Annotated in this window: 7 protein-coding genes; all 7 read left to right on the top strand. The window is 37.9% G+C overall.

Translation table 11 applies throughout. The features are described from left to right. Nucleotides 1–59: 59 nt before the first annotated feature. The 7 genes from IGL32_RS08985 (at nucleotide 60) to IGL32_RS08955 (ending at nucleotide 14,448) form a co-directional block, all read left to right on the top strand. Nucleotides 60–1,778: a proline--tRNA ligase gene (locus IGL32_RS08985; protein ID WP_156210247.1), complete on the top strand. Its 1,719-nt coding sequence runs from the start codon at nucleotides 60–62 to the stop codon at nucleotides 1,776–1,778. Between the two features lie 250 nt (nucleotides 1,779–2,028). Further along, the gene (locus IGL32_RS08980) at nucleotides 2,029–6,384 is read left to right on the top strand and encodes a PolC-type DNA polymerase III (RefSeq protein WP_002381593.1); all 4,356 of its coding nucleotides are present in this window, start codon (nucleotides 2,029–2,031) and stop codon (nucleotides 6,382–6,384) included. A 211-nt stretch (nucleotides 6,385–6,595) separates the two neighbouring features. Beyond that, a complete protein-coding gene (locus tag IGL32_RS08975) occupies nucleotides 6,596–8,053 on the top strand; it encodes an amino acid permease (protein WP_002356790.1) in 1,458 nt (485 codons plus the stop codon). 216 nt (nucleotides 8,054–8,269) lie between these two features. Then, nucleotides 8,270–9,646: a hypothetical protein gene (locus tag IGL32_RS08970; protein WP_156210248.1), complete on the top strand. Its 1,377-nt coding sequence runs from the start codon at nucleotides 8,270–8,272 to the stop codon at nucleotides 9,644–9,646. Nucleotides 9,647–9,826: 180 nt separating this feature from the next. Then, nucleotides 9,827–12,616 (top strand): ATP-dependent DNA helicase DinG, encoded by a 2,790-nt coding sequence (locus IGL32_RS08965; protein WP_156210249.1) that lies wholly within the window; start codon nucleotides 9,827–9,829, stop codon nucleotides 12,614–12,616. 75 nt (nucleotides 12,617–12,691) lie between these two features. Further along, complete coding sequence (locus IGL32_RS08960) at nucleotides 12,692–13,210, top strand: DUF5590 domain-containing protein (RefSeq protein ID WP_002382785.1); 519 nt, start codon at nucleotides 12,692–12,694, stop codon at nucleotides 13,208–13,210. Between the two features lie 38 nt (nucleotides 13,211–13,248). Next, on the top strand, nucleotides 13,249–14,448 hold the full coding sequence (locus tag IGL32_RS08955; protein WP_002376910.1) for a pyridoxal phosphate-dependent aminotransferase: 1,200 nt from the start codon (nucleotides 13,249–13,251) through the stop codon (nucleotides 14,446–14,448). Nucleotides 14,449–14,457 lie beyond the last annotated feature (9 nt).

The raw sequence follows: 14,457 nt of genomic DNA, 5'->3' as shown, positions 1-14,457 counted from the left end.
AGTAAAAAAGTGTGTAAAGAAATCAAAAATAGTTGATTTTAAAATAGAGGAGAGTTTTAATGAAACAGTCAAAAATGTTAATTCCAACGTTAAGAGAAGTACCAAATGATGCAGAAGTCTTAAGTCATCAAATTCTGTTGCGCGCAGGCTATATTCGTCAAGTCGCTGCAGGGATCTATTCTTATTTACCTTTAGCCAATCGTGTTTTAGAAAAATTAAAAACGATTATGCGAGAAGAATTTGAGAAAATTGATGCAGTTGAAATGTTAATGCCTGCGTTATTACCCGCAGAACTTTGGAAAGAATCAGGCCGTTATGAAACTTATGGACCTAACTTGTATCGCTTAAAAGATCGCAATGACCGTGACTATATCTTAGGCCCAACGCATGAAGAAACCTTCACAGAATTAATTCGTGATGAAATCAATTCTTACAAACGATTACCTTTGAATTTATACCAAATTCAAACAAAATATCGTGATGAAAAACGCCCTCGTTCTGGCTTATTAAGAGGCCGTGAATTTATTATGAAAGATGGCTATTCTTTTCATGCCGATGAAGCTAGTTTAGATCAATCATACCGTGATTACGAAAAAGCTTACTCACGCATTTTTGAACGCTGTGGACTAGAATTCCGTGCCATTATTGGGGACGGTGGTGCCATGGGTGGTAAAGATTCTAAAGAATTTATGGCGATTTCTGAAATTGGGGAAGATACTATTTGTTATTCAACAGAAAGTGATTATGCTGCCAATTTAGAAATGGCAACAAGTCTTTATACGCCGAAAAAATCACATGAAACACAATTAGATTTAGAAAAAATTGCAACACCAGATGTGGGTACAATTGCCGAAGTGGCAAACTTCTTTGAAGTTGAGCCACAACGTATTATTAAATCAGTACTATTTATTGCCGATGAAGAGCCAGTAATGGTCTTGGTTCGTGGCGATCATGATGTCAATGACGTCAAATTGAAAAACTTCTTAGGCGCTGATTTCCTAGATGAAGCAACAGAAGAAGATGCTCGCCGTGTCTTAGGAGCTGGCTTTGGTTCAATTGGTCCAGTCAATGTTGCCGAAGATGTTAAAATTTATGCAGATTTAGCTGTTCAAGATTTAGCCAACGCCATTGTTGGAGCTAACGAAGATGGCTATCATTTGACAAATGTAAATCCAGATCGTGATTTCCAACCAATTAGTTACGAAGATTTACGCTTTGTTCAAGAAGGCGATCCTTCTCCTGATGGCAATGGTGTCTTAGCCTTTACCAAAGGAATCGAAATTGGTCATATCTTCAAATTAGGAACGCGTTACAGTGATGCTATGGGCGCAACAGTTTTAGATGAAAATGGTCGTGAAAAATCAGTGATCATGGGTTGCTATGGCATCGGTGTTAGTCGTTTACTTTCAGCAATCGTTGAACAAAATGCAGACGAGCGCGGTATTAATTGGCCAACAGGAATTGCGCCATTTGATTTACACGTGGTCCAAATGAATGTGAAAGATGAGTATCAAACAAAACTATCACAAGAAGTTGAAGCAATGATGACCGAAGCGGGCTACGAAGTATTAGTTGATGACCGCAATGAGCGCGCAGGCGTAAAATTTGCTGATGCTGATTTAATTGGTTGTCCAATCCGTATCACAGTCGGGAAAAAAGCAGTCGATGGTGTGGTAGAAGTCAAAATCAAACGTACTGGTGAAATGTTAGAAGTACGCAAAGAAGAATTAGAAAGTACACTTTCTATTTTGATGAACACAACATCAGAAGCGGAATAATAATGAAAAGGGCGGACAGAATGATTAGGATAAACTGTTTCCGCCACTTATCAGCGTTTAAGCTTGAAGCAAAAATCTAAAGTGATTTTTGCTTCAAGCTCTTCTTAGCTCTTTTTAGAAAAGAAACAAGATTGTTTTTTTACAAAAAACGAGTATACTTAAAAGAGAAGCGAATGCAGAGAAACCGAAAAAAGGCACTTGACAGATTTGTCTGAGGGCCTTTTTTCAATGATAGAAGGAGGTTCATTTTGTGACAGAAAAAGCACGCGATTTATTTGATAAACTGATGACGCAAATTCAGTTAGATGACACAGCGAAAGAACATCCCTTAATTCAAAATGGCCGGATTGACAAGGTCATTGTTCACCAACAAAGTCGCTTATGGGAATTTCATTTAAGTTTTGATGAATTGATGCCAGTGATGCTATATCAAACATTTATGCAACAATTGGAACTAGCTTTTCAACAAATTGCGCAGGTATCCGTTCAAATAACCACAAATCAGACAACATTTACTGAGGAACAATTAACGGATTATTGGCAATTGGCCTTGTTAAATAGCCAATGCAATACGCCGTTAGTTCAGAAAGTCTTAAAAACACAGACACCACAATTTGAAGATCGGAAAATTATCTTACCTGTTGATAATGAAGCAGTTATTCCTTATTTGAAGCAACAATATTTACCAATTATTGAGGAACTTTATTTCTCTTACGGGTTTCCTAAATTTCATATTGAACCAAAAATGGATCAACAGCAAGCTGCAGAAGTGCTGAAAAAGTTTGAAGAGCAAAAATTAGAACAAGCCGCAGCCTTTCAACAACAAGCTGCTGAATCGCTTGTTAAACATGAACAAATGAAAAAAGAAAAACAACAACAAGCGCCTGCGTTTGATGGTCCAATTCGTTTAGGTCGGAATATTCCCAATGATGAACCCATTATGCCAATGGGAAATATACTGGAAGAAGAACGTCGGATAACGATTGAAGGCTTTATTTTTGATAAAGAAGTGCGTGAATTGCGTTCTAAACGAAAAATTTTAATTTTGAAAATAACTGATTATACTTCCTCTTTCGTGGTGAAGAAATTTTCGAATGGGGAAAAAGATGAACAAGTTTTTGATGCGATTCAACCACAAAGTTGGATTCGTGTTCGTGGTAGTGTACAAGAAGATACCTTCATGCGTGATTTAGTCATGAATGCTCAAGATTTGATGGAAGTCGCCCATGCGCCAAGAAAAGACTACGCGCCAGAAGGTGAAAAACGTGTAGAATTACACATGCATAGTAACATGAGTACAATGGATGCGACCAATAAAGTCGGTGACTTGGTGGCGCAAGCGGGGAAATGGGGGCACAAGGCCATCGCAATTACGGATCATGGCGGAGCCCAAGCGTTTCCTGATGCCCATGCTGCAGGTAAAAAAGCAGGCGTTAAAATTTTATACGGCGTGGAAGCCAATATTGTTGATGATGGTGTACCTATTGCTTACAACGAAGAACATATTGAATTAACAGATGCTACCTATGTGGTCTTTGACGTGGAAACAACGGGGCTTTCCGCTGTTTATGATACCATTATTGAATTGGCCGCAGTCAAAATGCACAAAGGAAATGTCATTGAGACTTTTGAGCAGTTTATTGATCCTGGCCATCCATTATCTCAAACGACAATTAATTTAACTGGGATTACAGATGAAATGGTGCGCGGTTCAAAATCCGAAGAAGAAGTTTTACGCATGTTTAAAGAGTTTTCAGAAGGAACTATTTTAGTGGCCCACAACGCTTCTTTTGATATGGGGTTCTTAAATACAAGTTATGGCAAACATGGAATACCTGAAGCGGCTAATCCCGTCATCGATACATTAGAATTATCTAGGTTCTTGTATCCGCATTTCAAAAGCCATCGTCTAAATACCTTATCGAAAAAATTTGGCGTCAACTTAGAACAACATCACCGCGCCATCTATGACTCGGAATCAACAGGTCATTTGTGCTGGATTTTCTTAAAAGAAGCGAAAGAGAATCATGATATGCATTTCCATGATGATTTGAATCGTCATATTGGCGAAGGAGACTCATACAAACGAGCTCGACCTTTCCATGCAACGATTTTAGCAACAACTCAAGCAGGATTAAAAAATCTTTTTAAATTGATTTCCATGTCCAATGTAGATTATTTTTTCCGAGTACCACGGATTCCTCGTTCGCAATTATCGAAATTAAGAGAAGGGCTTTTAATCGGTTCCGCATGTTCAAACGGCGAAATTTTTGAAGCAATGATGCAAAAAGGTGTCGAAGAAGCAAAAAATCGTGCCAAATTCTACGATTATATTGAAGTTATGCCCAAACCAGTATACGCGCCATTAATTGAACAAGAATTGGTGAAAAATGAAGCAGATTTGGAAGAAATTATTAGTAATTTAGTGAAAATCGGTGACGAACTTGGCAAGCTGGTTGTCGCCACTGGAAATGTTCATTATTTAAATGAAGAAGATGCCATCTATCGGAAAATTTTAGTCGGGTCTATGGGTGGCGCTAATCCGTTAAATCGCCATAGTTTACCAAAGGTTCATTTCCGAACCACCGATGAAATGTTAACGGAATTCCAATTTTTAGGACAAGACGTCGCTAAGCGAATTGTAGTAGAAAATCCCAACAAAGTCGCTGATTTATGTGAAGAAGTTATTCCAGTAAAAGACGATTTGTATACGCCAAAAATTCCTGGGTCTGAACAAGAAATCACTGATTTAAGCTACAATCGTGCGCGCGAATTGTATGGCGATCCTTTACCAGAAATTGTCGAAAAACGGTTAGAAAAGGAACTGAATTCGATTAACGGGAATGGTTTCTCGGTCATTTATTTAATTTCTCAAAAACTGGTGCATAAAAGTAATGAAGACGGTTATTTAGTTGGTTCACGGGGCTCTGTCGGTTCGAGTTTTGTTGCGACAATGACAGGGATTACTGAAGTAAATCCTTTAGCGCCACATTATTATTGTCCTGAGTGTCAATATTCTGAGTTCTATGAAGATGGTTCCTATGGTTCAGGGTTTGATATGCCTGAAAAAGCCTGTCCAAAATGTGGCGCTCGATTGTTTAAAGATGGTCACGACATTCCTTTTGAAACGTTCTTAGGATTCCATGGCGACAAAGTTCCCGATATCGATTTGAACTTTTCTGGCGATTATCAAGCCGAAGCCCATAACTACACGAAAGTTCTTTTTGGTGAAGAATATGTCTACCGGGCAGGAACCATTGGTACAGTAGCCGACAAAACAGCGTATGGCTTTGTTAAAGGATATGAAAGAGATCATAATTTACATTTGCGTGGTGCTGAAATTGATCGCTTAGCTAAAGGTTCAACAGGGGTTAAACGGACGACTGGGCAGCATCCCGGCGGTATTATTGTAATTCCTGATTACATGGATGTTTATGACTTTACGCCAATCCAATACCCTGCTGATGATCAAGAGGCAGAATGGAAAACGACGCACTTTGATTTCCATTCCATTCACGATAATATTTTAAAACTTGATATTCTGGGACATGATGATCCAACCGTGATTCGGATGTTACAAGATTTATCTGGGATTGAGCCAAAAACCATCCCAACAGACGATCCAGAAGTGATGCGTATTTTTGAAGGACCTGATGTTCTAGGTGTGGATGCAGAGCAAATTTATTCTAAAACAGGAACTTTAGGAATTCCTGAATTTGGGACACGTTTCGTTCGAGGTATGTTAGAACAGACCCATCCATCAACTTTTGCAGAATTACTTCAAATTTCTGGACTGTCTCACGGAACCGATGTGTGGCTAGGGAATGCAGAAGAATTGATTCGCCGTGGCGAAGCCAATCTTGCTGAAGTAATTGGTTGTCGGGATGATATCATGGTTTATTTAATTCATGCTGGTTTGGACAGTGGGATGGCCTTTAAGATTATGGAAACGGTACGTAAAGGACAATGGAATAAGATTCCTGATGAACTACGGGATACGTATTTAAATGCGATGAAGGAAAACAACGTCCCTGACTGGTATATTGATTCTTGTTCTAAAATTAAATATATGTTCCCGAAAGCCCATGCGGCAGCATACGTATTAATGGCATTGCGGGTCGCTTACTTTAAAGTTTATTTCCCAATCTTATATTACTGTGCATTTTTCTCCGTTCGGGCGGATGACTTTGACTTAGTGGCAATGTCACAAGGGAAAGAAGCTGTGAAAGCACGAATGAAAGAAATTACGGACAAAGGGATGGACGCCTCCACCAAAGAGAAAAACTTATTAACGGTTTTAGAATTATGTAATGAAATGTTGGAACGGGGCTATAAATTTGGCATGATTGATTTGTACAAATCAGATGCTGAAAATTTTGTGATTGAAGGGGATACCTTGATTGCACCTTTCCGAGCAGTGCCAAGTTTAGGCCTCAACGTAGCGAAAGCCATTGTTGCTGCGCGAGAAGAGCAACCGTTCTTGTCGAAAGAAGATTTGGCAACACGAGGCAAAGTTTCTAAAACATTGATTGAATACATGAATGAAAATGGTGTCTTAAAAGACTTGCCAGATGAAAACCAATTATCATTATTTGATATGTTATAAAAGAAAAATCTTTTAGAAAAAGGCTGGTGAAGCAACTTATTCACCGGCCTTTTTTAGTCATCAAATAAATTAGAAAATCATTGCTAGAAGCGTTTTAATTACTTAGTAAAAAGCCATCTTTATTTAATTATGTTGAGCTTGTGCATAAAAAGTAAAATGCTTATGATAAATGAAGAGCTTTATTTTTTTTAATAAGAAAGGAATTGGTTATATGGACAAAAAGCAATTACGATGGTTCACTGTCGGGTTAATTGCCTTTAACATGGTCTGGGGTCTTGGAAATGTTGTGAATAATTATGCACAACAAGGGATTTCAGTGGTCACTTCATGGCTTTTGATTTTAGTTTTATATTTTATTCCCTATGCGTTAATCGTAGGACAGTTAGGTTCAACATTTAAAGACAGCAATGGTGGGGTTAGTTCGTGGGTGCAAAACACCAGTACTAAACGTCTAGCCTATTATGCAGCATGGACTTATTGGGTAGTGCACATTCCTTACTTGGCACAAAAACCACAAGCAATTTTAATTGCCTTAGGTTGGGCAGTTCAAGGGAATGGAAACTTAGTCAATACGATGCCAATTGTAACGGTATCATTTATTTCATTAATAATTTTCTTGGTTTTCTTGTTATTATCAACAAAAGGGTTAACCACCTTAAAAGTTATTGGTGGTTTAGCTGGAACCGCCATGTTTGTGATGTCTATTTTATTCATTTTATTAGCGGTAGGCGCTCCATTTATTAATTCAACGGTTGAATTTGCGACGCCAAACATGTCACAAGTCAGCACCTATATTCCTAAATTTGACTTTAGTTATTTTACAACCGTATCGATGTTAGTTTTTGCGGTAGGTGGCGCTGAAAAAATTTCTCCTTACGTAAATGCAACTAAAAATCCAGCCAAAGAGTTCCCTAAAGGAATGATTTTCCTAGCAGCAATGGTTGGTTTATCGGCTGTTTTAGGTTCATTTGCAATGGGCATGTTATTCTCAAGTGACAATATTCCTAAAGATTTAATGGCAAATGGTGCCTACAGTGCCTTCCAAAAATTAGGTGCGTATTATGGTGTCGGTAATCTCTTAATGATTGTTTATGCGTTAACGAATACAGTGGGTCAAGTGGCTGCGCTAGCCTTTTCAATTGATGCTCCACTGAAAATTCTTTTAGCTGAAGCAGATCCAGAATTTGTTCCAAGTTGGTTACGTAAACGTACGAAAAAAGGTACGTTAATTAATGGTTACCTATTAACAGGTATTTTAGTAAGTATTATTATCGCTTTACCGATGTTTGGGTTGAAGGACATGAACGAAGTGGTTAAATGGCTAACTAACTTAAATTCTGTAGTTATGCCAATGCGTTACTTGTGGGTCTTCTTTGCCTATATGCTTCTAAACAAAGCATACAAACAATTTAATTCAGAATATAAATTTGTTAAAAATCCTAAAATTGGTTTTGTTTTTGGTCTTTGGTGTTTCCTATTTACAGCCTTTGCTTGTATCCTAGGAATGGTGCCTAAATTTGAGTATGCCTCAGACCCTCAAGGCTGGTTGTTCCAATTAGCTTCTAACATTGTGACACCAATCGTCTTAATTCTATTAGGAATGATTCTACCAGCAATTGCACGTCGCGAGAAAAAAGACACAATTTTGCCAATTGATTCAGCAGAATAATTGGTTACATGTCCAAGGATAAAATAGTTAGTATAAGTATTTTGCGTGAGATAAATGGTCAATAGGACTGTTTGTCTCACGTTTTTTTCTGTCGATTTTTCTCTAAAATTTCTATTGTCTCTTAAAAATATGAGAAAATTAGAAGAATTTCTCCTGTATACTAAAGGTATCTATCATTAAAAATGGTTATTAACGGAGAAAAAGGAAGTGAACCTCATGACTAAAACACTTGAAACACAACCAGAAGAGAAAACGGTCTTTCTTTGTAAAGAAACAAATCCAGATTTTTTAGGACGAGAAATTTATGCGGATAATGTTGAAACACCGTATAATTTTTACTTAATTCGCAAGCTTTATTTAGCGAAAGAGTACCAAAATTTAGCAGAAGGGGAACAATTTTTTGAGGCTTTATGTGAAAGTTGGGATGAATCAGAACAGTTTGAAGAGTTAATTGTTAAAAAGATTTATGTCTATGTTGAAACGGAGTTAATGTACTACACTATTTATTTTGGAAGCTTTGAGCCGACCACTCGTGACTTACGATTCGCACTAAAACAATGGATGTATGAAATACCGACAACTAAAAATAAAAAAACAGTCCGTACGAATGAAACCAATGTGCAAGTAGTGCCGCAAGAAAATCAAATAACGGAATTAGCTGGTGAAATTGCTGTCTTACGTGAAATGTTGACACTTTTAAAAGAAAATTTAGCCTCCTTGAATGAAGCCGTTAATCAAACGAGAAATCCCGTCATTTCTAGACAAATAAAAACGATCCATTTGAAAAGAGCTTCTCCTGTGATAACCGCAGAACAGGCATCGCTGAAAGTATCAGAGGATGCTAATCTGAAACAACCAGACGTCAATCTCTCGCCTGATAATCTGGAAAATCAGGAAGGTGAAACAACTGTAGCAACAAGTGAAGCAGTGCTTCCTGTTAACAAACTAGTACTTGAAGAACCAGCGAAAGAACCAGTGTTATCTAAACCAGCGCCATTTGAAGAAGCGCTGCCAGAAGAACCTCAAGAAAACCAGCAGAGCACCGTGGAAAAACCTTTATTTACTTTTCCACAAGAAACAGAAAAAAGCTCGCTAAATTCAGTGAATGAGTCTGCCGAAAAAGAGGAGGAGCAGAAGCCAGAAAAAGAAGCTGCCTCTATGGAAAGTGAAGAAGAAAGTTCATCAAGTCGGACAATTCCTGCAGACTTTCAACGACAATTGGACGAATTAGAAGAGGAAATTTATCGTCGCTTTATGAGTCGCCAGTTAGAGGATACTGATGGAAATCAAGCAGTACCAAAAATAACGATTGAAAAAAGACAGTTAGAAGCACAAATGCTTGAAGCAAAAGCATTCTCACAATCATTTAAACAAGTTCAAAAGAAAAAGGCAGGAGACATACAAATTTGCAATCAGTTAAGTTGTATGAAATTAGAAAAAGGATTAGATAAATTTTTAGATGAAGTTACAGAATATGTTGAAAAGCGGACATTATTTAATAAAAAGGTTCGTTGTCCGCTACCAGTAATCAGAGAATTGGAAGGCTATGGGCAATTAAACCAGTATATGCAGAAAATCTTTGACTGTTATTAATCGTTTATTTAGGAAAAGGTAAGACAAAAACGTTCAGTTTATCAGTTTTTAAGCCTGAAACAAAAATCACTTTGGATTTTTGTTTCAGGTTCTTTCTTATTATCTCTGGAAAAGATTTCAAGAGAATTTTTGAAATACTAGTGAAAATCCTATAAATTGTAGTATAATTTTCAAAGATGAATGAAAGGCGTGAAGTCATTGAAAGACAAACAAGTGTATGCAGTAGTTGACCTTGAAACGACTGGAACAGATCCTACAAGTGATCGGATCATTCAGTTTGGATGCGTTCTCGTTCAAGATGGAAAGATTATTGCGAACTTTGCGACAGATGTGAATCCCAATCAAGTAGTACCAAAACAAATTCAAAGTTTAACGGGGATTAGTAATACGCAAGTTCAAAAAGCGCCTTATTTTGAAGATGTAGCACATACAATTTATCATTATCTGGAAGATACTATTTTTGTGGCGCATAACGTCCACTTTGATTATAATTTTTTAGCTCGTGAACTGGTACGGTGTGGCACGCCGCCACTTACCATTCCAGCCATTGATACAGTGGAATTGGCACAGATTTTTTTACCGACAGAAAAAAGTTTCCGTTTAAGTGATTTGTCGGAAAGCTTAGGTTTGTCTCATGAGAATCCCCATCAAGCAGATAGTGATGCGCAGGTTACAGCCGAACTTTTGTTATTAATTCAAGAAAAAATGAAATCTTTACCATTAGTCACTATGGAAAAAATTGCGGAATTAAGTCAACAGACAGCGCGGGAAACCAGTGCCTTTATTCAACAAACGTATGAACAAATGAAAAAACAAGTGACGCCATTAAATCCAGCTTATCAAGTGGTCAGTGGTATTGCTTTACGCAAAAAAGAAGTTCCTCTTTTTGAAGAAACGTTCTATCAGACTAGTACGTATCCCAAAACTAAAAAAGCCAAAGAAAAACTGTTTGGCGAACGTTTCGCTTATCGTGCGGAACAGAGTCGGATGATGAATTTAGTCTATGATCATTTTACAGAAGGAACGACAAAAGATTTATTTATTGAAGCAGCGACTGGAACGGGAAAAACATTAGGCTATCTGTTGCCGATGAGCTATTTAGCAACGCCAGAAAAACCAGTCATCATTTCAACAGTTTCGATTGTTTTACAAAATCAATTAGTGGAAAAAGATTTACCGTTAGCCAATCAAATCTGCCAAGGGAAATTACGTGGCATTGTTATTAAAAGCCATCGACACTATCTTGATTTACAACGCTTTAAGGCAACGTTGAATCAGCCAACTCCGCAAAAACAATACGCTCTTTATCAAATGGGCGTTCTCGTCTGGTTGCTAGAAACAGAAACGGGCGATTTAGATGAACTACAATTGACGAATTTAAATCATTTATTCTGGAAAGAAGTTACACATCGCGGATTGGATTTTCTTTCAAAAAAAGATGAACTTTATGAAGTTGACTTTTTAAGATATCTGTATAAAAAAGTCGCTCAAAGTAACGTGTTGATTGTTAATCATGCATTTTTGGCGCAAGAGTCGCTAAGGAAACAACCGTTATTACCTGAAAGTCCGTGGCTAATTATTGATGAAGCACATCATTTACCAGACATCGCTAGTCGGATGGCGAGCGAACGAGTGAACAGTGTGATACTAAAAAAACAAGTCACGCATTTTATTGAAAAAGAGCAACTTTTTGTTGCTTTACAGCAAATTTTTCAACAGTTTTCTGAAGAGCAGCGGCTTGTAAAAGTTTATCAGCAAGGTTTACTGGATTTTGTGGATGAATGGCAAGATTTTCTTTTTGAATTGCATCGTTTATTTAGTAAAACGCAGAAGCGGATAGACCATCAGGAGTTGCTTTTAACCAAAGAACGTATTGATTATTTATCTGCTGCGGGAGAAAAACATAGTCAAACGCTCCAGCTTTTACTGCAGGAGCTGTTAACTATTCAAAGTAAGTTACAGCAAACAATTATGAGTCAGTTGGAAACCTTTAGTTTGGCTGATCGCATCGTTTTTGTTCGCTTGTTTCAATTTTTTGATGAAATTGAACGTATTCACCACTGTTTTACCATTTATCTTGATGATTGGCGTCCACGTTGGGTAAAAGAATATTTACCACAAAATGAAGACCATGGCTTGATTGAAATTCATGACTTAGAAGCTAGTTTGCTTCCTGAAACAAAGTGGTATCCGCGGTATGAACGAATTATTTATACAAGCGGCACATTGAAGTTTGGCAACAATAAAAAGTATTTACCGCAACGGTTAGGTTTAACAGAGGTGACGTTCAAAACCCTGCCAACGCCATATAACTATGCAGAAAATGCGCGAGTCTATGTACCGGAAGAAGCAGTAGCCATTCAAAATGCCTCTTCCTATGAAATGGGTCAATACATTTCAGATACCATTGAAAAATTGATGGCGCAAGAGGAACGTTCGATGTTGGTTCTTTTTACTTCGCATGAATTATTGTCCACCGTGTATCATCAAGTCCAGCCAAGATTATTGGAAAAAGGACAAGAGGTCCTCGCCCAAGGGATTAGCGGCAGTCGTGAAAAAATTCTTAAACGGTTCTCTAATGGAAAACCGAATGTCTTGCTAGGAGCCGATAGCTTTTGGGAAGGTGTGGACTTACCAGGAACAGCTTTACAGTTATTGATAGTCACGCGTTTACCTTTTGAAAATCCGAAACGACCACTTGTGCAAGCAAAATATGCATATTTAGAAGCAGAAGGGATACAACCATTTGCTCAAGAAGCGGTACCGAAAGCAGCCTTACGTTTGCGACAAGCACTGGGCCGTCTAATCCGTTCTGAAGAAGACAGAGGGGCATTGCTGATTCTGGATCGTCGTTTAGTCACTGCAAAATATGGCAAACGATTAATCAAAGCGTTTCCTAAGGGACTCTCAGTAAAAGAAGCGCCCATGCCTGAAATTTTAGAAGAATTAAAGGAATTTTTAAACAAATAATCGATTATTTTTAGGTCATATTTGTGAAAGGCCGCTATTTTTCTGCTATAATAAGACCCAGTAAGTTTAGAGAGGATGGAAGGATTTTTGGAGGAATTAGAAGAAAAGAAAGAGAAGAAACGGATTACTGTCCTTTTAACCCTATTGGCAATCCTTTTAGCAATTCTTGTAACAATAATTATCTTTTTTGTACGAACCAATCAACCAATGGCTCAAGCCAAAAAAGAAGCAACCGCAATTGCCAAAACTTCTGCTAATTTAGAAACAGTTGATAAATTTTACTGGTTTACACGCAAAAATACGTATTTTACTTTAACCGGCAAAAATGATAAAGGCACAGAGATTGTCGTGATTGTCCCTAAATCGGGAGAAAAAGTCACGGTCTTAAATCAAAAAGATGGTCAAACAGAACAACAAATAACAGACATTGTTGCTAAAGCCCATCCCGATGAATCGGTGATGAAAGCTACGTTAGGGCTTTATGATAAGCGCCCTGCATGGGAAGTGGTCACCGAAAATGATCAAGGAGTACTAACGTATTATCTGATGAGCTTTGATAAAGGCGAAGAGATTAACGTTGTCAAAGATATTTAATTTAGATAGGTTTTGATGAAAGTGGGAGTGAAAGGTGTATGAACGTATCAAATCGAGCACAGCAATTGACTCCTTCTGTTACATTAGCAGCTGCCGCCAAAGCGAAAGCATTAAAAGCAAAAGGTGTAGATGTTTTAAGCTTAACGGTTGGGGAACCAGATTTTGTAACCCCGAAAAATATTCAAAAAGCAGCAATTGCTTCAATTGAGGATGGAAGAGCAAGTTATTACACACCTTCTGGCGGTATTCCTGAATTAAAGCAAGCGATTGTTTCTTATGTGGAACGAGAATATCAACTTTGTTATCAACCCAAGCAAGTTATTGTGACAGATGGTGCCAAATATGCGCTATATCTATTATTTCAAGCCATTTTGAACGTTGGGGACGAAGTGATTATCCCTGTCCCTTATTGGGTAAGTTATGGTGAACAAGTCAAGTTAGCAGAAGGCAAGCCAGTGTTTGTATCAAGCACGCAAGAGCAATCATTTAAAGTATCAGTCGCACAATTAGAAGCTGTACGAACAGACAAAACGAAAGCAATCATTTTAAATTCACCATCTAACCCAACTGGTGTTATTTATACGGAAGAAGAATTACGACAAATTGGTGAATGGGCAGTTGCTCATAATATCCTCATTATTGCAGATGATATTTATGGCCGTTTGGTGTACAATGGACATCGGTTCACACCAATTGCAACCATCTCAGAAGCAATTCGTCAACAGACAATCATTATTAATGGTGTTTCCAAAACATATGCAATGACAGGCTGGCGCATTGGTTTTGCAGTCGGTGATGAAAAAATTATTCAAGCAATGACACAACTCGCTTCACAATCTACCAGTAATCCAGTCGCAGTTAGCCAATATGCGGCAATTGAGGCTTTAACAGGTGAACAGACGACAGTTGAAGACATGCGTCAGGCCTTTGAAAAACGCCTGAATCATATCTATCCAAAAGTAGCAGCTTTGCCAGGTGTTTCGCTAATAAAACCTGAAGGCGCCTTTTATCTATTCCCGAATGTCAAAAAAACATTAGAAATTTGTGGGTATGATAACGTGACTAATTGGGTGGAAGATTTATTACAAGAAGCGCATGTTGCTCTGGTAACGGGAGAGGGCTTTGGTGCACCAGAACATGTGCGGATGAGCTATGCGACAGATTTAATGACGTTAGAAAAAGCGATTGAGCGAATGAACGACTTTATAGAAAAGAAACGGATTCAGCACAACGCCTAAAAGAATAAA

Source organism: Enterococcus sp. AZ035, assembly GCF_050548325.1.
GTDB classification, from domain to species: domain Bacteria; phylum Bacillota; class Bacilli; order Lactobacillales; family Enterococcaceae; genus Enterococcus; species Enterococcus faecalis.
Note: the sequence above shows the minus strand (reverse complement) of the source record. Positions and strands in the feature narration are given on the sequence as shown.

Bases quoted from the DNA above. Each gene is read 5' to 3' on its own strand.
- IGL32_RS08975 (WP_002356790.1), top strand. From the start codon at position 6,596: ATGGACAAAAAGCAATTACGATGGTTCACTGTCGGGTTAATTGCCTTT.
- IGL32_RS08985 (WP_156210247.1), top strand. From the start codon at position 60: ATGAAACAGTCAAAAATGTTAATTCCAACGTTAAGAGAAGTACCAAAT.
- IGL32_RS08955 (WP_002376910.1), top strand. From the start codon at position 13,249: ATGAACGTATCAAATCGAGCACAGCAATTGACTCCTTCTGTTACATTA.
- IGL32_RS08965 (WP_156210249.1), top strand. From the start codon at position 9,827: ATGAAAGGCGTGAAGTCATTGAAAGACAAACAAGTGTATGCAGTAGTT.
- IGL32_RS08970 (WP_156210248.1), top strand. From the start codon at position 8,270: ATGACTAAAACACTTGAAACACAACCAGAAGAGAAAACGGTCTTTCTT.
- IGL32_RS08960 (WP_002382785.1), top strand. From the start codon at position 12,692: ATGGAAGGATTTTTGGAGGAATTAGAAGAAAAGAAAGAGAAGAAACGG.